Raw genomic sequence first — 19,296 nt, 5'->3', positions numbered from 1 at the left:
TTTAAACAGTGAGCTAAGTTGAGTTGACCATGTCTAAAAAATCCGCCGCAGAGCCTGCGGCGGCAAACCAAAGGTTTTGTCGAAGCAGAGCGGCTAAGACCCTATCAACGCTACACCTGTGGCGGATTAAAAGAGGTGAAGTTTAATTAATCGAGTTTAATCAACGGCCGCGCTGCAGGTGGCAAAAAATATGATAAAAATCAGCCTCGACAAACACGTCGAGCACAATAAAAACAGCCTGTCGCTCACCTGAAAACATCTGCCCATTCCAGCTTAAGTTCCGTCCAAAAAAATGCGGTGTTTCTGTGCACGCGTTAATTATTCCGGGGAAGTAACAACATGATCAAACAGTGGAGCCTGTTAACGTTGGCGGTGTGTGCCAGCGTCAGCCAACTGGCCTTCGCCGAGTCCGTCACCGACCAGGCAGATTCCAAAGGCTTTATCGAGGGCAGCAGCATGACCGGCCTGTTGCGCAACTATTACTTCGACCGCGATCGCCAAAGCGGCAAGGCCGACAACCGCGACTGGACCCAGGGCGCGATGCTCAATTACGCCTCGGGCTTTACCCAGGGCACTATTGGGTTTGGCGTGGATGCCTACGCTTACGGCGCGATGAAGCTCGACGCCACCCACGCAGATGCCGGCACCGGTGAGCTGCCCACCGACCGAAATGGCGACCCTGCCAATGGCTACGGTTCGGTGGGCGCTGCGGTGAAGATCAAGGTCTCCAAGACTCAGCTGAAATTCGGTGATATGCAGCCCACCGCGCCGGTCTTCGCCACTGGCGGCACACGAATTTTGCCGCAGACGGCCACCGGCTTTGACCTGACCAGCAGCGAAATCGCCGGCCTGGACCTGGAAGCCGGGCATTTCACCAGCACCAACAGCGGCATGACCAGCAACCATGACCACGATATCTATGCGACCTACGCCAACGTGGCCGCCAACAGTGCCAGTTTCATCGGCGGCAAATACACCTTCACGCCGTCTTTGAGCGCGACCGTGTATGCCGGCGAGCTGGAAGATATCTGGCGCCAGTACTACACCAACCTCAATTATGTATTGCCATTGGCGCATGACCAGTCGCTGGCACTGGACGGCAACCTGTACCGCACCCTCGACACCGGCAGCGCCAAAGCCGGGGCAATCAACAACACCACCTACTCGGTGGCGGCGGCCTATTCGTTCCTGGCCGCGCACACTGTGACGTTGTCGTTCCAGAAAGTGCATGGCGACACGCCGTTCGACTACATCGGCACCGGCGACAACGGCGCAGGCGAAGGCGGCGACTCGGTCTTGCTGGCCAACTCGGTGCAATGGGGCGACTTCAACGGCCCGGGGGAACAATCCTGGGGCGTGCGGTATGACCTGAACATGGCCAGTTATGGCGTGCCCGGCCTGAGCTTCATGACCCGCTACATCAATGGCTCGGACATCAATGGCACCCACACCCCGGCCAACAGCGCCTATGCCGGCGACTACGGCGCGGATGGCGATCACCACGAAACCGATGTGGAGGCCAAATACGTGCTGCAGAGCGGCCCGGCGAAAAACCTGTCGCTGCGCGTGCGTGACGCCATGGTTTCATCGAATGCCGATCAGCGCGACGGCAAGTTGAATGAGCTGAGGGTGATCGTCGACTACCCGTTCACGCTTTTGTAAGGCAGTCAGTGCGCCGACCGGCTGTTGTGCCGGCCGGCGCTCCGCCGTTATCCCACCCAGCCGACCGCGGTTTTCGGAATCACCTCAGACTCATCCAGCTTTGAAGCAAACATGCTCACGGCTTGTACGGCATCGCTGGTGCTGGTGCGGATCTGCAGAATCACCGAGCCCGCCTGGTCAGCCAGGCTCACGCCACGCTGCGCGCCTTCCTGAGTGGCATTCATGCTGGCAACGGCATCACGGGTTTCCGACAGGATCATGCTGATCATCTCGGCAATCTCTGCTGTTGAACCGCTGGTCCGCCCTGCCAGTTGCCGTACCTCATCGGCCACCACCGCGAAGCCACGGCCCTGATCACCTGCCCGCGCCGCCTCGATGGCAGCGTTGAGCGCGAGCAGATTGGTCTGGTCAGCGATGCCACGGATGGTATTGACGATGGCGGTAATTTGTTCGGAGCGATCGCCCAGTTGGCCCACCAGCCGCGCGGAGACGCCGATGTTGTCGGCAATCCGGCGCATTTCACTGGCGGTTTCTTGAATCACCTGTGTGCCATGCTCGGCGAATCGCTCGGTTTCGGATGAAATATGGTAAGCCCGTGAAGCGCCGCGCGAATCTTCCTCGAACTTTTCCACGCGCTCGGTAATGTCGCTGGCAAACTTGACGATCTTGATCAAAGTGCCATCGCCGTCATACACCGGGTTGTAACTGGCTTCCAGCCAGACGACGCGACCGTGCTTGCCCAGACGCTTGAATTGCCCGGTAAAGAATTCGCCATTGTTAAGGCGGCGCCAGAAGTCGGTGTATTCATTGCTGTTGATCAACTCGGGCTCGCAAAACATGCGGTGGTGTTTGCCTTTGAGTTCGGCGAGCGAATACCCCATCACGTTGAGGAAGTTTTCATTGGCGTCCAGGATTTGCCCTTTCAAGTCAAACTCGATGACCGCCATCGCTCGGTCCAGCGCGACCAGTTTGCTGTGGGTGGCCGCCTCCTGTTCGACTTTGCGGGTAACGTCCAACGCGTACTTGACCACTTTAAGGACCTGGCCACGCTCATCCAGCACCGGGTTGTAACTGGCCTCCAGCCACACTACCCGGCCGTCACGGGTTACGCGCTTGAACGTACCTGAGACGAATTTTCCCGCCTTGAGGTCGTTCCATAACGCCGCATAGGCCGGGCTGCTGGTCAGCGCAGGCAAGCAGAAATCACGATGAGCCTTGCCGACCAATTGCTCGGCGCTATAGCTCAGGGTGTTCATAAAGTTTTCGTTGGCGCGCAGCACTTTTCCATTGGTGTCGAATTCGACCACCGCCATAGAGCGCTCGAGTGCAGTAATCAGTCCTTTATACTCGACAACTTCGGCCGTCCTGGCCGTCAGTTCTGTTTTGAGTGTTTTATTGAACATGACCTACCCTCGTTTGTGCGCAGAATCTGGGCTGCTTCATTGCACTATCGACTTGGGCACAGGCAACTTTATAGTCGAAAAATAATTATTAATTGACGCCAATTCTCTGCTGTCTTTGCGCCGATTTGCAGTGACCCTGTGTTTAAATTGACGGCCCTTTTTACCTGCCAGGAAACCATCATGGCCAACCACGACCTGACCTACACCCCCGACCCGGATGCCGATTCCATTTCCTCCGACGTCATTGGCTTCAACGGCATTCTGGTCTCCACACAGATCCCGACCCACGCCGACGGTAGCCTGGAACTGGGTGATATCACCCTGCAAAGCGAATGCACGTTGCAAGCCTTGAAAGTGGCGCTCGAAAAGGCCGGCAGTTCGATGGATCGGGTCATGCACCTGACCATCTACCTCACCGACATGGCTGATCGGGCTGCATTCAACGAAGTCTATAAGCGATTTTTTGCCAAGCCCTGGCCTGTTCGCGCGGCCGTCGGTGTAGCGGCCCTGGCCGTTGAAGGCATGCGGGTGGAAGTCACCGCGATGGCCGCCAAGGCCTGACAGCCCTGCGGTAGATGCCGGTCAGGCATTTCACAGCTACAATGCGCGCCTCAACCGTGACAAGCCTGACTAAAAAACTATGTCCTTGCCCAAGCATCACCTGGAATTGCTCAGCCCTGCCCGCGATGTCGCCATCGCGCGCGAGGCCATCTTGCATGGCGCCGACGCCATCTACATCGGCGGCCCAAGCTTCGGCGCCCGCCACAATGCGTGTAACGAGGTGAGCGATATCGCTCAACTGGTCGAATTCGCCCGCCGTTACCACGCTCGCGTGTTCACCACCATCAACACCATCCTGCATGACAACGAGCTGGAACCTGCGCGCAAGCTGATCCATCAGCTGTACGACGCCGGTGTCGATGCGCTGATCGTGCAAGACCTGGGCGTGATGGAGCTGGATATTCCGCCGATTGAGCTGCACGCCAGCACCCAGACCGACATCCGCACCCTGGGCCGCGCCAAGTTTCTCGACCAGGCCGGTTTCTCGCAGTTGGTATTGGCCCGTGAGCTGAACCTGCAGGAAATCCGCGCGATCGCCGATGAAACCGATGCAGCCATCGAGTTCTTTATCCACGGCGCCTTGTGCGTGGCGTTTTCCGGGCAGTGCAACATTTCCCACGCGCAGAATGGCCGCAGTGCCAACCGTGGCGACTGCTCCCAGGCCTGCCGCCTGCCGTACACCTTGAAAGATGACCAGGGCCGCGTCGTGGCCTTTGAAAAGCACCTGCTGTCGATGAAAGACAATAACCAGAGCGCCAACCTGCGCGCACTGGTCGAAGCCGGTGTGCGTTCGTTCAAGATCGAAGGCCGCTACAAGGACATGGGTTATGTGAAGAACATCACCGCCTATTACCGCCAGCGTCTCGACGACATCCTCGAAGACCGCCCGGACCTTGCCCGCGCGTCCAGCGGCCGCACCGCGCATTTCTTCCTGCCCGACCCGGAAAAAACCTTCCACCGTGGCAGCACCGACTACTTCGTCAGTGATCGCAAGATCGACATCGGCGCTTTCGACACCCCGACGTTCACCGGTTTGCCGGTGGGCGTGGTGGAAAAAGCCGGCAAGCGCGACCTGCAGGTGGTCACCCATGAGCCGCTGTCCAACGGCGACGGCCTGAATGTGCTGATCAAGCGCGAAGTCGTGGGTTTCCGCGCCAACATTGCAGAAGCCAAAGGCGAGTTCGAGGAAGACGGCGAGAAACGCTACCGTTACCGCGTCGAGCCGAACGAGATGCCGGCCGGGCTGCACCAACTGCGCCCGAATCACCCGCTGAACCGCAACCTGGACCATAACTGGCAACAGGCGCTGCTCAAGACCTCGGCCGAGCGCCGTATCGGTCTGTCGTGGGTGGCACGCCTGCGAGAAGATCAGCTGGAAGTCACCGCCACCAGCGAAGAAGGCATCCGCGCCAGCGTCACCCTGCCCGGCCCGTTTGGCGTGGCCAACAAGCCGGAACAAGCGCTGGAGACACTGCGCGATTTGCTCGGCCAACTCGGCACCACCGAGTACCACGCCACGCACATCGAGCTGGATGCGCCACAGGCGTTCTTCATCCCCAACTCGCAACTCAAGGCACTGCGCCGCGAAGTGATCGAAGCGCTGACGGCCGCACGCGTTGCAGCGCACCCACGAGGTGGGCGCAAGGCCGAGACCACGCCGCCGCCGGTGTACCCGGAAGCGCACCTGTCATTCCTGGCCAACGTCTACAACCAGAAGGCCCGCGACTTCTACCACCGTCACGGCGTGAAGCTGATCGACGCTGCCTTTGAAGCCCACGAAGAAACCGGCGAAGTGCCAGTGATGATCACCAAGCATTGCCTGCGGTTCTCGTTCAACCTGTGCCCTAAACAGGCCAAGGGTGTGACGGGCGTGAAGACCAAAGTCGCGCCGATGCAGTTGATCCACGGCGACGAAGTGCTGACCTTGAAATTCGACTGCAAGCCATGCGAGATGCACGTGGTGGGCAAGATCAAGGGGCATATCCTTGGCTTACCGCTGCCGGGCAGCGGCGTGGGCCATTTCGACCCGGAAAATATCATCTTTCAGGGCACGCACTAGCCCTTGGGGAGCGGGGCCACCACCAGCCCCGCTGCAACCCCGCTGCCGCGAACAGAATCGCAACAACCCCCAGCCATTGCAGCCAACCCAGGCGATGCCCAAAGGCAAGCCAGTCGACAAAAATCGCCGCAATAGGGTAGATAAACGACAGCGCCCCAGTAATCGCGGTCGGCAGTTTCTGGATCGCCCCGTACAGCAACACATACATCAGGCCGGTGTGCACAACGCCCAGCGTAACCAGTGCAGCCCAGGCATTTGTGGTCGCGGGCAAGCTGTTCCAAGGCACCAGCGGCGCCAACAGCAATGCGCCAGTGATCACTTGAATCAACGCCATCAAGTGCGGCGGCACTTCCTTCAAGCGCTTGATGATCAGCGCCGCAATCGCATATAAGAACGCCGCGCCCAGGGCCAACGCGATACCCGCCAGATAATCCCCGCCACCGCGTTGCTGCTCGCCATGGGCGGTGACAATCGCCAACATGCCCAGGAACGCCACGCTCAACCACGCGAGTTTCTGCACGGTGATCTTTTCGCCGAGCAATACCGCCGCCAGCATCACCAGCATGAACGGCTGCACGTTATACACCGCGGTACTGATGGCGATGGACGCGCGCGAATAGGATTCGAACAACAGCAACCAGTTGCCGACAATGGCCACGCCGCTGAGCATCGCCAGGCCAAGCTTGGCCCAGGTGAGCAGGTTCAGTCGCAGGTAACCCAGCAACGCACAGACCAGCAACAAGGTCAGCGCGCCTATCACGCAGCGCCAGAACACCACTTCGATCACCGAGACGCCCGACACCAGCACAAACCAGCCGATGCTGCCCGAAATCAGCATGGCGGCAACCATTTCCCACGACCCGCGACGGATAGATGTGTCCACGATAGAGGCTCCTCAAGTGAGGCTCAATTATGGCAATCTGCGTGTCAGCCGCTCCAGCGACTAAAAAAGGCAAAACGCCGCAATCACCTTTTCTTATTAGGCACATCGCATGATTGACACCATCGACCAGCAACTGATCGCCGCTTTGATGGACGACTCGCGCCTGTCCCTCAAGGCCCTGGCGGGCATCACCGGGCTGTCATCGCCGAGTGTCGGCGAACGCCTGCGGCGCCTCGAAGAGCGCGGCGTGCTGACCCACTACACCGTCGATATCGACCCCAGGCACTTCGGCTACTTGTTGCAAGCCATCGTGCGCATCCGGCCGTTGCCTGGCCAATTGCAGGAGGTGGAGCGCCAGATCCAGGCGATCCCGGAGTTCACCGAGTGCGACAAAGTCACCGGCGATGACTGCTTTATCGCCCGCCTGCACGTGCGCACCATGGACCACCTCGACAGCCTGCTCGACCGGCTCAACGCGTATGCCGAAACCAACACCGCCATCGTCAAGAAAACCCCGGTAAAACGGCGTTTGCCACCGCTGGCTGATTAATGACTGGGGGTCATTAAAGCAGTGACGGAATCGCTATTCTGTCATCGCAGGCGGGTCTTTATGCTGGGCTCCCTTCATTGGAACCCAGAGGTGTAACGCTCATGTACGTCATTACAGGTATCACAGGCAAGGTCGGCGGCGCGTTGGCGCATGCGCTCCTCGCAGCGCAGCAACCGGTGCGCGCGGTGATTCGCGATGCCAGCAAAGCGGCTTATTGGGCCGACCTGGGTTGCGAGATCGCCTTGGCCCGGATGGAAGATGCACACGCACTGACTGAAGCGTTCAAAGGTGCCACGGGCGTGTTCATTCTGCCGCCGTCGGAATTTGACCCGCAGCCCGGCTTTCCGGAAGCACGTGCGGTGATCGCCGCCGTCAGCCAGGCGCTCAAGGCCGCCGCGCCCCACAAGGTGCTGTGCCTGTCGACCATCGGCGCCCAAGCCACAACGCTCAACCTGCTGACTCAGCGCACGCTGATGGAGCAAGCGCTCAGCGCTTTGGACATTCCCGTGACATTCCTGCGCCCGGCCTGGTTCATGGAGAACGCGGCGTACGATGTCAGCACCGCGCGTGACACCGGGCGGATCCATAGTTTCCTGCAACCGCTCGACAAGCGCGTGCCGATGGTTGCCACGGCCGACATCGGCACCCTCGCCGCGCAGTTGTTGCAGCAAGACTGGGCCGGCCGCCGCGTGGTTGAGTTGGAAGGCCAATGGGTGAGCCCGAACGACATTGCCCAGGCCCTGGGGCACATCCTGGGCCGTGACGTGAAGGCCGAAGTGGTCGAACGCGAGCGCTGGGAAAGCTTGCTTCGCGCCCAAGGCGCACAACACCCAATGCCGCGCATGCGCATGGTTGATGGGTTCAACGAAGGCTGGATCTGTTTCGAACACGACGCCGTGCTCAAGGGCACCACCTCGCTGGACCGCGTACTGCGCAGTCTGGCCAGTTAAACCGGATAATTCAGTGCGGCCCCCGCAGCGGTGGCGAGCGGGCTTGCCACAACAACCGTCACCAGGCGCTTGATCAGTCGTGCAGCGCCGTTGCCGCAGCGTGTAACCCCTGGAACTGGCGATAACGCGCTTGCAGCCTTGGCTGCTGCGCGGTGTCCGGCAAGTACCGTGCCTTGACCGGCATGCCCGCCTGCAACAAGGCGGCACCCTGCCCGATCGCCAGAAACCCAAGCTTCGCGGCGCCAATGCAGGCGCTCAATTCACTGCCGTGCAAGGTGAATATCTCGCGCTGCAGGATATTGGCCAGCAACTGCGCCCAGTATTCGCTGCGTGCGCCGCCACCGACCAGGGCGCATGCCGCGACGTTGGCGCCGGCCGATTGCACGGCGTGCAAGGCATCGAGCAAACCAAACCCGACGCCTTCCATCACCGCATAACCGAGCATGGCTGGCGTGCAATCGTGGCCCAGGCTCATAAAGCCGCCGCGCAATAAAGGATCGTTATGCGGTGTGCGCTCACCGGCCAGGTACGGCAGAAACAGCGGCGTGTCCAATGGCACGAGCTGTGCAATGGGCAATTGGGCCTGCACCTGATCCAACAACGTCTGCTCATCCGGCGTACCGGTGAGCCGCGTGACCCAACGCAAACAACTGGCACCGGCGAGCATCGCGCCCATGGTGTACCAGCGGTTGGGCAGCGCGTGACAGAAGCTGTGCACGGCACTGGCCGGATTCCCGGCGGCATGATCGGTGATCGCCACAATCGCCGCGCTGGTGCCCAGCGTAATGAAGCCGTCACCGGCGTTGATTGCGCCGATACCGACGGCGGCCACCGGGTTATCGCCGCCACCGCCGGCAATCACCACCTCGGGCGACAGGCCCAACCCGCTCGCCTTCAAACACCCACTTGCCGCGCCGCCTTCCACCAGCCTGGGCATCTGCGCCAGCGTCAGGCCCGTGGCACCCACCATGGGCGCAAACCACTCACGCTGCGCCACATCCAGCCACAGTGTGCCGGCGGCATCCGACATCTCGCTGATGCGCTCGCCCGTCAACCGCAAGCGCAGGTAATCCTTGGGGGATAGCACGCAATCAATCGCCTTGAATACCTCGGGTTCGTGCCGCTGCAGCCAGAGCAATTTCGGCGCCGTGAGCCCGGCCATGGGCAAGCTGCCGGTGACCTCGGCAAAGCCGGCGCCGAGTTGTTCGGCCTCGGCCACCGCGCGCGAGTCGTCCCACAGGATTGCCGGGTACAGCACGCGATCGTCATCCCCCAGCAGCACCGCGCCGTGCATCTGCCCCGACAGGCCGATACACGCCACCCGGGCAAACGCCTCATGGGCACGCAACTGCTCCAGCGCCTGCAAACAGGCGTGCCACCAGTCTTGCGGCGCTTGTTCGGACCAGCCGCTGTGGCGCCGCGACACGCTCAAACGCACGCCGGCGTGGGCCAGCACCTCGCCGTCAACGTCCATTAGGATCGCCTTGAGTTCCGAAGTGCCGAGGTCTATGCCGAGGGAAACAGGACTGCTCATACGCGGATCATTCCAATCAAGTACAGCCACATGAGTTACGGTATTGCAGGCTGGGTGCCAGGCGCACACTTTGCGCAGGCGCAGCCGGCGACGCCATGCGTTGCAGTAACATTTGTACGGCGCGCGCCCCAAGTTCGTTGACCGGTTGGGCAATCAACGTCAGGCGCGGCACGAAGAAATCTGCCCAGTCAAAATCATCAAAACCCACCAGGGCCATTTGCCCCGGCACCTCAATGTGCGCATCACGCAGGGCGTGCATGGCGCCCAGCGTCATCAGGTTATTGCCCGCCATGATCGCTGTCGGTGGCGCGGCCAGGCCCAGTAACTGCACGGTAGCGGCCCGTGCCGGCGCACTGCTGGAGCCGCCACTGACCAGCAATTGCGGGTCGAATATCAGGCCCGCCGCCTCCAGCGCATCGCGGTAACCCGCCACGCGCTCATCGGTGGTGCTCAGCCCTGCCCGCCCGGCGATAAAGCCGATGCGTCGGTGCCCGTGTTCAATCAGGTGGGCGACCAGTGCCCGAGTCGACTGGATATTCTCCACCCCGACCTGATCAAACTGCTCGCTCATCATGCGGTCCACCAACACCGTTGGCATGTCATTGGCCTGCAGATACGCCAGGGCCTTTGAGCCGGTGGAGGGTGCCAACAGAATGCCGTCGACGCGCCGATGATGCAGCGCCGTGACCACCCGCAGCTCTTGCTCAGGGTCGTCATGGGGGTCGGCAAACAGCATCATGAAGCCGTGCTTGGTGCACTCGGCTTCAATCGCGTGCACCATCTCGCTGAAGTAATGGTTGGACAGCGCCGAGATCGCCACGCCAATCGTGCTGGTACTGGACCGGGCCAGCGAGCGCGCCAGGGTATTGGGGATGTAGCCCAATGCCTGAATCGCGCGCTGCACCGCCTGCACCGTGGCCGGGCTGACCTTGCGAGTGCCGTTCAATACGTGTGACACCGTCGACGTCGACACACCCGCCCGGCTCGCCACGTCATCCATGGTGACCATGACGCGCTCCCCTTCAGTGGATCAATGTTTGCTCGACCAGCCGCTGTACGTACCGATGTTGTCGCGGGTGATCAATTTTGGCGTGAGCAGGGTCACCGCTTCGGCCGGGGCCTTGTCATTGAGAATGTCATTGCCGACATTCACCGCAGTCTGGGCCATGGCCCAAGGGTCTTGACTGGCCGAGGCCTGGATCTGCGTGTCGGTCTTCAAGGCATTCTCGATATCCGGCGCACCGTCCACCGAGGTGATGATGATGCCGCCGCGTTTCAGCTGCTTGGCCGCCAGGTCGCTGCCGATGGCCTGCGGATCGTTGATCGCAAACAGCCCGTCGATTTTCGGGAAGCGTGTGAGGTAACCCTGCATCACATTCAGGCCACCTTCACGCGAGCCTTTGCCGTCCTGGTCGTCGGACAGCACCTTGATAGCCGGTGCTGCGGCCAGCGCGGCTTTACAGCCTTTGACACGGTCGGTCACCGCAGTGACTTGCGGGCCGTTCTGGATGATCACATTGCCTTTGCCCGCGAGTTTGTCCACCAGGAACTGGCAGGCCAGCTTGCCGGCTTCGACGTTGTCGGTTTGCACGGTGGCGTTGACACCTTTGGCGTCCACATCCACGGCCACCACCACAATCCCGGCGTCACGGGCTTTTTTGATGGCCGAGGCCATCGCCGACGGGTCGACAGCGTTGATCAGGATCAGGTCGACCTTGGAGGAAATGAAGTTGTCGATCTGCGAGAACTGCTTGCTCAGGTCATAGTCGGCCGACACCGAGGTGACCTTGACGTTGGGGTTGAGCTCCTTGGCCCGCGCCGTAGCGCCGTCGGCCAGGGTCACGAAATACGGGTTACCGAGCGAGCCCATGCTGATGCCGAGGGCTTTGAGTTCCCGGGCTTGCACGACGTTGGACATCAGGGCAGCCAGGGCCAGCACGGGAAACAGGCGTTTAAGGTTCATGCGGATCTCTCTTGTGATTATTGTGGGAGTGAAATCAGGTACGAGCGCCGGATTGGCGATAGCGATCCAGCGCCACCGCGCCAATGATCACGATGCCCTTGATGATGTACTGCCAGATATCCGACACCCCCAGCAGCACCAGGCCATTGGTGAGCACCGCGATAATCAGCGCGCCGATCAACGTGCCGCCGATGGTGCCGACGCCGCCGGTAAAACTGGTGCCGCCGAGAATCACCGCAGCGATCGCATCCAACTCATAGGACTGGCCCAGCTGCAGGCCATTGGCGGCAAACAGGCGCGAGGCGCTCATCACCGCGCCGAGCCCGGCCAATGCGCCGGACATGGCGTAGACGAACAGCAACACCTTCCACACCTTGATCCCCGACAGCCGCGCGGCCTCCGGGTTGCCGCCCACCGAGTAGATCTGCACGCCCATCACGGTGCGGCGCAGGATGAACCACGACAACACCACCACCGCCACGGCGATGACCACCAGCCACGGTACGCCGAGGATCGAGTCATTGCCGATAAATGCAAAGGGCAGGTCAGGGTTGAACACTGTTTTATCGTCGGCCAGCAAACGCGCGAGGCCACGCATGGCAGTCAGTGCGCCGAGGGTGACAATGAACGGTGGCAGGCGCATGAATGCAATCAGCCCACCGTTGACCAGGCCCAGCAACAAGCCGAAACCAATCCCGGCGGCGATCCCGAACATGCCGAACTGCGGCGACATCGAGGCCTGTAGCGCCACCACGGCGGAGGCCGCGAGGATCGCGCCGACCGACAGGTCGATGCCCGCCGTGAGGATCACAAAGGTCATGCCCGCCGCCAGTACCACGTTGACCGAGGCCTGCTGGGTGATGATCGACAGGTTCTGCACGGTCAGGAAGTTCTCGCTGGCCAGGGCAAAGCCCACCAGCAGCAACACCAGTACCGGCAACATGCCCACCGTGCGCATCAGCTCGCGGACGCGTTCAGCCTTGCCCACCGAGGCAATTGTCATCGTGTTGTTTGAATCAACCATTAGCAGCCACCTGATCGCCACCGGTGGCGAGGTCAATAATACGTTCCTGGGATATAACGTGGCCGGATGCCCCGCCCACTTCGGCCACTAACTGGCCTTCGCGCATGATCAGCACACGGTCGCAGGTGCCGATGATTTCCGGCAGCTCGCTGGAAATCACCACGATGCCAACCCCGGCCAACGCCAGTTGATTGATGATGCGGTAGATCTCGGACTTGGAGCCGATGTCGACGCCCCGCGTGGGTTCGTCGAGGATCAGCACATGCGGCTTGACCTCCAGCAGCCGCGCCAGCAGTACCTTCTGCTGATTGCCACCCGACAGCGCACCGACATTGACCTTGCCGGAGGCCACGCGAATCGACAACGACGTGATCGCATCATTCGCGCGTTGCGCAGCATGGCCGCGGTCCAGCACACCACCGGCGTGGGCATCCGGCACACAGGCACAAACGTTGATGTTGTCGGCGACGCTCATGTCCAGGAACAGGCCCTGGGCCTTGCGGTCTTCGGTGAGGTATACCACGCCGGCGCGGATCGCGTCCGCCGGGTTGCGCAGTTGGGTAACGGTCTTGCCCACCACTTCCAGGGTGCCGGAGGTGCGCGGGTCGGCGGCGAAGATCAGCCGTGCCAGCTCGGTGCGCCCTGCCCCGACCAGCCCGGCAATGCCCAGCACTTCGCCGGCATGCAGGTCGAAGCTGCAATTGCGCACGCGCTTGCCATCGGCCATGTCGCGCACGCGCATCACCACGTTGCCGGGGTTATAGGCGGCGTGCTCCTTCTTGTAGAAACCGGAGAGATCGCGGCCGACCATCATTTTCACCAGCACCTCGGCCGACAGCGCATCGCGGGTCAGCTCGCCGATGTACTGGCCGTCGCGCAGCACCGACACCCGGTCCGACAACGCGTAGATCTCGGCCATGCGATGGCTGATATAGATGATCGCCAAGCCCTGGCTACGCAGTTGTTTGATCAGTGCGAACAGCCGATCGGTCTCGCGCGATGACAGCGGCGTGGTCGGTTCGTCCATCACCAGGATCCTGGCGTGGGCATGCAGCGCACGGGCGATTTCCACCAACTGACGCTCGGCAATCGACAGGCTGCTGACCGGCGTCGTGGGTTTGAACTCGGCACCCAGCCGCTGCAACACCTCGAAGCAGCCGTCCTGCATGCCCTTGCGGTCGATGGTCCAGCCACGCCGCAGTTCACGGCCCAGGTAAATGTTCTCGGCCACGCTCAGGTTCGGGCACAGGCTCAGTTCCTGGTAGATCACAGCGATGCCGAGGGTTTTGGCGGTGGCGGGGTCAAACGTGGCGATGCGCTGGCCGTCGATGCGGATGTCACCGCCGGGGTCAGCCTGGTAAGCGCCGGAGAGGATTTTCATCAAGGTTGATTTGCCGGCGCCGTTCTCACCCATCAAGGCGTGGATTTCACCGGGGTAAACCTTCAGGCCGACGTTCTTGAGCACCCGCAAACCATTAAAGGTTTTGCTGATGCCCTGCATCTCAAGCAAGGGTTCAAGGCTCATGCATGAGCTCCTGGAATTATTATTTTTGTAGTCGAACGCTGCCGACTCTATTCCAGTTGCATTTCGTTACGCAAGCGCTTGCGTCTGCCGTTTATCGCGTGGTTAAACGTTTCATCAAGCCAATAAATCTGAAATCCGCGAGTTTCATGGATGGCTGAACGCTTCACTGGGGATGCTTGCCGCCACCCATGTCTGGCCGTGTGCTGCGCGATCAGCGCCCGAAACGCGCGGGCAACATGCGCACCAGGGTGTTGTCCCGAACCCAGTAATGGTGGAACAACCCTGCGCCCGCATGCAGGCCGATCAACCAGTAACCGCTGCTGCCCAACCATTCATGCCAGTGCTTGAACTGCTTGGCCAGGTCCGGGTCGGGCGCCACCAGCGTCGGCAAGGCAAATTCGAAATACGGCAGCGGTTTGCCGGCGGCATTGAGCATCAGCCAGGCCAACAACGGCGTTACCACCATCAAGGCATACAGCGCCAGGTGCATCAGGTGCGAGGCTGCCGTTTGCCACAGAGGCGGACGTGGCAGGATCGCCGGGCGCGGCGCCAGGCGCCCGAGCAGTCGCAGCCACACCAGCACGAAAATGCCGATACCAAACAGCGAGTGGGCGCCAAGAAACACCCCTTTGAGCGCATGCCCGCGCGGCAACAAGCCTTTGATTTCAATACAGGCATACACGCCGACAAACAGCGCCAGCATCAGCCAGTGCAAGGTCATCGAGAGTGTCGCGTAGCGCTGCGTCTGCGGAGGTTGAGTCATGGGGTAAAAGCCTTCTGCGTGAGTGGTGGCGCTACCCTGCCGAACAAGTCTTAAGGCAGTCTGAAGATCGGCCCAACGATCATTTTCAGCACCTTCAGACTCCGTTAAGAAATGCCTTTGATACTTCTCCCAACTTCACGTGGGAGGCTCTGCGCCAATGCCCGATATCGACTGGAACATCCCCTTGCCCGTGCTGTTCGGCCCGGCCGACCGTGCACAAATGCGCCTGGCTCGCGCCCTGCCCCACGACACGCAGCGCCCCGCCTTCGAGGCCTTTATCCAACAGCGTTTTCGCCTTGCCCACGGCGCCGACATCCGACATTTCATGCCGCAGCTGTTTGGCGTCAGCCACGCCAACGGTGACCTGTGTGCGGTCGCCGGTGTACGGCTGGCATGTGCCGAGCCGCTGTTTCTGGAGCGTTACCTGGACCATCCGATCGACCCCCTGATCAGCGCCGCTGCCGACCAGACAGTAGAGCGCCAGGCAATTGCCGAAGTCGGCAACCTGGCCGCCAGCGATACCGGCAGTGCGCGCCTGAGCATCATCGCCATCACGTGGTTGCTGGCCATGGGCGGCCTGGAGTGGGTGGCATTCACCGGCAATATCGGGCTGGTCAACAGTTTCCACCGCCTCGGTTTGAAGCCGGTCACCCTGTGCGCGGCCGACCCGCAGCGTCTGGGAGATGACCGGCATCTGTGGGGCAGTTACTACGAAAGCCAACCGTGGGTGCACGTCGGCAACATCCGCGCCGGGTTCATCCACTTGCGCAACATGGGCCTGTTCTCACGCCTTGGGTTGCCGACCACGCTTGAGGACAACAGCCATGTCGCCTGAAACCCGCCGTTTCCACGCTGTGCTGCGCGGCCATGCCGAACGCAACGACGGCGCCATTGCCCTGTGGGGCGATAGCTTGAAAATGGATTACACCTCACTGTTCGCCGAAGTTGCGTACCGCCAGCAACGCCTGCGTGATGAAGGCGTGAAGGTGGTAGCGCTGGCCCTGGACAATGGCGTCGACGCCATGCTGTGGGACCTGGCGATACTCTTCGAAGGGTTGACCTGCCTGACCCTGCCGCCGTTTTTCAGCCCCGCCCAGCGCGCCCATTGCCTGGAACAAAGCCAGGCCGAACGGGTGATCGCCGAGCCCCACCTGGAGGCTGAGCTACTGGCTGCCGGTTACCAGCCACGCGGCGACTTCTGGTGCAGAAGCTTTGCCGGCCGCCCGTCGATGCCATCGGGCACTGCCAAGGTGACATTCACCTCCGGCACCACCGGGGCGCCCAAGGGCGTATGCCTGAGCGCCGACAGCCTGCTGCGGGTTGCCCGCGAGTTGCACCAGGCCAGCCACGCGAGCGCTCCACGCCACCACCTGGCGCTGTTGCCGCTGGCGATTCTGCTGGAAAACCTCGGGTGCTACGCCGCGCTGTATGCCGGCGCCACCTTGAGTGTGCCCAGCCAAAAAAGCTTGGGCATCCAGGGCGCCAGCGCAGTGGATGCCGCGCAATTGCTCGGCTGCCTGGCGGTGCGTCAGCCCCATAGCCTGATTCTGGTTCCGCAATTGCTGTTAATGCTGGTCATCGCCGCTGAGCAGAAGGCATTCAGCCCGCAGCACCTGCGCTTTGCCGCCGTCGGCGGCGCTCGCGTGGCCAAGGGCTTGCTGCAACGGGCGCAGCAGTTGGGCCTGCCGGTTTACGAAGGTTACGGCTTATCGGAATGCGCCTCGGTGGTGTGCCTTAATCGCCCGGATGCGCAGCGCCCGGGCAGTGTCGGCCAGCCCCTGCCCCATGTGGAGATTCGCCTCGCCGAAGACGGTGAAGTGCTGATCAAAGGCTCAAGTTTGCTCGGCTATCTGGGCCACACCGGCCACCCTGATCAGTGGTGGCCCAGCGGCGACCTGGGCACCTTCGACGCGGACGGATTCCTCTACCTCAACGGCCGCAAGAAACATCAGTTCGTCACCAGTTATGGGCGCAACGTCAACCCGGACTGGGTCGAGGCCGAACTGACCCAAGGCGGCGTCATCGCCCAAGCCTTTGTCTATGGCGAAGCTCAGCCCGCGAATCACGCGCTGCTCTGGCCCCACCGCAACGATTGCACCGACGCCCAACTGGCCGCCACCGTCGCCGCCGTCAATGCCGGCTTGCCCGACTACGCCCAAGTGCATCACTGGACGCGTCTGGATGAACCCTTCAGTGCCGCCAACGGCATGCTCACCGCCAACGGCCGACCCCGGCGCGAGGCCATCGTCGCGCGTTATCACACCCAGCTTGCCCCCGCCTTCAACGAGGAAACCTCATCGTGAATTTTTTCGACACGCTGCAAGATGCCACCCAACAGGAACGCCAGACGCTGTTCAGCCTGCCGATCATCCGGGATGCGCTGGAAGGCAAGGTCAGCCTGGAGAGCTATCGTGCCTTCCTGGCCCAGGCCTACTACCACGTGCGTCATACCGTGCCGTTGATGATGGCCTGTGGTGCACGCCTGCCCTCGCACCTGGAATGGCTGCGCAAGGCTGTCTGCGAGTACATCGAGGATGAGTACGGCCACGAGCAATGGGTGCTCAATGACATCCAGGCCTGTGGCGGCGATAAGGATGCGGTCCGTGACGGGCAACCGGGTTTACCCATTGAGCTGATGGTCAGCTATCTGTATGACCTGATCGCGCGGGGCAACCCGGTCGGCCTGTTCGGCATGGTCAATGTGCTGGAAGGCACCAGTATCGCCCTGGCGACCCACGCCGCCGGCAGCATCCGCGAGCGCCTGCAACTGCCGGCCACGGCGTTCAGCTACTTGAGTTCCCACGGCTCCCTGGACATTGGGCACATGGAAACCTACCGCCGCTTGATGAACAGCCTGGACGATGCCGACGACCAGGCCGCCGTGATCCATGCCTCCAAGGTGGTGTACGCGCTCTATACCGATATGTTCCGCAACCTGCCACGTATTGCGGAGGCTGCCCATGCGCCTGTCTGACGCCCGCGTGGTTCTGACCGGCGCCAGCGGTGGCATTGGCCTGGCGATTGCCGGCGCGTTGTGTGCCAGCGGCGCGCACGTGCTGGCCGTGGCACGCCATCGCACACCGCTGGAGCCGTTGCTTGCGCAGTACCCGCAGCAGCTGTGCTGGGTGAGTGCCGACCTGACCTTCCTCGCCGATCGGCGCAAGGTCAGGGTCGCCGCCGAGGCCATCGGCGGTGTCAATCTGCTGATCAACGCGGCCGGCATCAATCATTTCGCCATGCTTGAGCAACACGACGACAACGAAATCAACGGCATGCTGGCGTTGAATATTACCGCGCCCATCTGCCTGACCAAGCTGCTGCTGCCGCTGCTCAAGCAAGCCGAGAGCGCCATGGTGGTGAATGTCGGCTCCACCTATGGCTCCATCGGCTACCCCGGCTATGCCACTTACTGCGCCACCAAGTTCGCCTTGCGCGGGTTTTCCGAAGCCTTGCGCCGGGAACTGGCCGATACCCGAGTAGGCGTGTTGTATGTGGCGCCGCGCGCCACCCATACGCGGATGAACAGCCCGGCAGCGCAGGCGTTGAACGACGCGCTCAAGTCCAATGTGGACGACCCGCTGACGGTGGCGTCGGCGGTGATCCACGCCATCGCCAATAATCGGCGTGACCTGTACCTGGGCTGGCCTGAGCGCTTTTTTGTGCGCCTCAACAGCCTGTTGCCCAATCTGGTTGACCGTGGCTTGCGCAAACAATTGCCGTTGGTACGTCGCCTGAGCGATAAACCCGTGAATAAGGATCTGAACCCATGAAACGCCTCTTTGCCGTGCTGCTGCTCAGCGCCTTGAGCCCACTCACCTGGGCGCTGGAGGCTGGCGACCAGCAGCGCCTGAGTGATATCCAGACGCGCTGGGCCGATATCCAATACACCCTGCCTGAAGCGCAGCGTACCCAGGCGTTTGCACAACTCGCGACGCAGGCGACGGCATTCACCCAGGCGCGCCCTCAGGCTGCCGAAGCATGGATCTGGTCCGGGATTGTCACCAGCAGCTGGGCCGGCGCCCAAGGCGGGCTCGGCGCATTGAGCAAGGTCAAGGCGGCCAAGGCAGACCTTGAGAAAGCGCTCGCTCTGAACCCCAAGGCCCTGCAAGGCTCGGCCTACACCAGCCTCGCGGCGCTGTACGATCGCGTCCCCGGCTGGCCGATCGGCTTTGGTGATGCCGACAAGGCTGAACAGCTGCTCACGCAAGCCTTGCAACTGAACCCGACGGGCATTGATAGTCTGTATTTCTGGGGCGACCACCTCTACCGGCAAAAACGCTATGGCGAGGCCCGTGATGCCCTGCGCAAAGCCTTACTGGCCGCGCCACGGCCGGGTCGGGAGACGGCCGATGCCGGGCGGCGCAAAGAGATCGAAAGCCTGCTGGCCGACCTCGACAAACAACTCAACTGACAGGAGTC

General features: G+C 61.7%; 17 protein-coding genes and 2 pseudogenes. 10 read left to right on the top strand and 9 right to left on the bottom strand.

The features are described 5' to 3' along the window. Positions 1 to 339: 339 nt before the first annotated feature. A complete protein-coding gene (locus CPH89_RS24915; protein WP_053256115.1) occupies positions 340 to 1,662 on the top strand; it encodes an OprD family porin in 1,323 nt (440 codons plus the stop codon). Positions 1,663 to 1,709: 47 nt separating this feature from the next. Here CPH89_RS24915 and CPH89_RS30975 read toward each other — a convergent pair. After that, positions 1,710 to 2,186, bottom strand: a pseudogene (locus tag CPH89_RS30975) (methyl-accepting chemotaxis protein); the annotation flags it as partial. A gap of 159 nt (positions 2,187 to 2,345) precedes the next feature. After that, a pseudogene (locus CPH89_RS30970) lies at positions 2,346 to 2,975 on the bottom strand (PAS domain-containing protein); the annotation flags it as partial. A 270-nt stretch (positions 2,976 to 3,245) separates the two neighbouring features. Here CPH89_RS30970 and CPH89_RS24905 point away from each other — a divergent pair. Further along, positions 3,246 to 3,626 (top strand): RidA family protein, encoded by a 381-nt coding sequence (locus tag CPH89_RS24905; RefSeq protein ID WP_053256117.1) that lies wholly within the window; start codon positions 3,246 to 3,248, stop codon positions 3,624 to 3,626. 79 nt (positions 3,627 to 3,705) lie between these two features. Further along, the gene (locus tag CPH89_RS24900) at positions 3,706 to 5,685 is read left to right on the top strand and encodes a peptidase U32 family protein (RefSeq protein WP_053256118.1); all 1,980 of its coding nucleotides are present in this window, start codon (positions 3,706 to 3,708) and stop codon (positions 5,683 to 5,685) included. On the opposite strand, the gene CPH89_RS24895 is transcribed toward CPH89_RS24900, so the two are convergent. Beyond that, positions 5,663 to 6,568 carry a DMT family transporter gene (locus tag CPH89_RS24895; protein WP_053256119.1) on the bottom strand — a complete coding sequence of 302 codons (906 nt, stop codon included), beginning with the start codon at positions 6,566 to 6,568 and terminating at the stop codon, positions 5,663 to 5,665. The genes CPH89_RS24900 and CPH89_RS24895 overlap by 23 nt on opposite strands. Positions 6,569 to 6,677: 109 nt before the next feature. On the opposite strand from CPH89_RS24895, the gene CPH89_RS24890 reads away from it, so the two are divergent. Next, the gene (locus tag CPH89_RS24890) at positions 6,678 to 7,118 is read left to right on the top strand and encodes an Lrp/AsnC family transcriptional regulator (RefSeq protein ID WP_053256120.1); all 441 of its coding nucleotides are present in this window, start codon (positions 6,678 to 6,680) and stop codon (positions 7,116 to 7,118) included. 101 nt (positions 7,119 to 7,219) lie between these two features. Continuing rightward, positions 7,220 to 8,068, top strand: a complete 849-nt coding sequence (locus tag CPH89_RS24885) for an NmrA family NAD(P)-binding protein (protein ID WP_053256121.1) — start codon at positions 7,220 to 7,222, stop codon at positions 8,066 to 8,068. Between the two features lie 73 nt (positions 8,069 to 8,141). Here the strand turns inward: CPH89_RS24885 and xylB are convergent, their stop codons facing one another. The 6 genes from xylB to CPH89_RS24855 form a co-directional block, all read right to left on the bottom strand. Next, complete coding sequence (xylB, locus tag CPH89_RS24880) at positions 8,142 to 9,602, bottom strand: xylulokinase (RefSeq protein ID WP_053256122.1); 1,461 nt, start codon at positions 9,600 to 9,602, stop codon at positions 8,142 to 8,144. 16 nt (positions 9,603 to 9,618) lie between these two features. Further along, positions 9,619 to 10,611, bottom strand: coding sequence for a LacI family DNA-binding transcriptional regulator (locus tag CPH89_RS24875; protein WP_053256123.1), 993 nt, complete (start codon positions 10,609 to 10,611; stop codon positions 9,619 to 9,621). A 21-nt stretch (positions 10,612 to 10,632) separates the two neighbouring features. Beyond that, positions 10,633 to 11,565: an ABC transporter substrate-binding protein gene (locus tag CPH89_RS24870; protein WP_053256124.1), complete on the bottom strand. Its 933-nt coding sequence runs from the start codon at positions 11,563 to 11,565 to the stop codon at positions 10,633 to 10,635. Positions 11,566 to 11,599: 34 nt separating this feature from the next. Continuing rightward, positions 11,600 to 12,568 carry an ABC transporter permease subunit gene (locus CPH89_RS24865; protein ID WP_053256520.1) on the bottom strand — a complete coding sequence of 323 codons (969 nt, stop codon included), beginning with the start codon at positions 12,566 to 12,568 and terminating at the stop codon, positions 11,600 to 11,602. A 13-nt stretch (positions 12,569 to 12,581) separates the two neighbouring features. Continuing rightward, the gene (locus tag CPH89_RS24860; RefSeq protein WP_053256125.1) at positions 12,582 to 14,114 is read right to left on the bottom strand and encodes a sugar ABC transporter ATP-binding protein; all 1,533 of its coding nucleotides are present in this window, start codon (positions 14,112 to 14,114) and stop codon (positions 12,582 to 12,584) included. A 211-nt stretch (positions 14,115 to 14,325) separates the two neighbouring features. Continuing rightward, positions 14,326 to 14,877 (bottom strand): cytochrome b, encoded by a 552-nt coding sequence (locus CPH89_RS24855; RefSeq protein ID WP_053256126.1) that lies wholly within the window; start codon positions 14,875 to 14,877, stop codon positions 14,326 to 14,328. 157 nt (positions 14,878 to 15,034) lie between these two features. Between CPH89_RS24855 and CPH89_RS24850 the strand changes: the two genes are divergently transcribed. From CPH89_RS24850 to CPH89_RS24830, 5 genes are read left to right on the top strand one after another with little or no spacing between them, the layout of a single operon-like run. Next, positions 15,035 to 15,712, top strand: a complete 678-nt coding sequence (locus tag CPH89_RS24850; protein ID WP_053256127.1) for a thermostable hemolysin — start codon at positions 15,035 to 15,037, stop codon at positions 15,710 to 15,712. Beyond that, positions 15,702 to 17,180: an AMP-binding protein gene (locus tag CPH89_RS24845; RefSeq protein ID WP_053256128.1), complete on the top strand. Its 1,479-nt coding sequence runs from the start codon at positions 15,702 to 15,704 to the stop codon at positions 17,178 to 17,180. Before CPH89_RS24850 ends, CPH89_RS24845 begins: the two co-directional genes overlap by 11 nt. Then, positions 17,177 to 17,851 carry an iron-containing redox enzyme family protein gene (locus tag CPH89_RS24840; protein WP_053256129.1) on the top strand — a complete coding sequence of 225 codons (675 nt, stop codon included), beginning with the start codon at positions 17,177 to 17,179 and terminating at the stop codon, positions 17,849 to 17,851. Before CPH89_RS24845 ends, CPH89_RS24840 begins: the two co-directional genes overlap by 4 nt. Next, positions 17,838 to 18,647 carry an SDR family oxidoreductase gene (locus CPH89_RS24835; RefSeq protein WP_053256130.1) on the top strand — a complete coding sequence of 270 codons (810 nt, stop codon included), beginning with the start codon at positions 17,838 to 17,840 and terminating at the stop codon, positions 18,645 to 18,647. Before CPH89_RS24840 ends, CPH89_RS24835 begins: the two co-directional genes overlap by 14 nt. Next, positions 18,644 to 19,288: a tetratricopeptide repeat protein gene (locus CPH89_RS24830; protein WP_053256131.1), complete on the top strand. Its 645-nt coding sequence runs from the start codon at positions 18,644 to 18,646 to the stop codon at positions 19,286 to 19,288. Before CPH89_RS24835 ends, CPH89_RS24830 begins: the two co-directional genes overlap by 4 nt. Positions 19,289 to 19,296 lie beyond the last annotated feature (8 nt).

The organism is Pseudomonas fluorescens, assembly GCF_900215245.1.
GTDB lineage: Bacteria > Pseudomonadota > Gammaproteobacteria > Pseudomonadales > Pseudomonadaceae > Aquipseudomonas > Aquipseudomonas fluorescens.
Note: the sequence above shows the minus strand (reverse complement) of the source record. Positions and strands in the feature narration are given on the sequence as shown.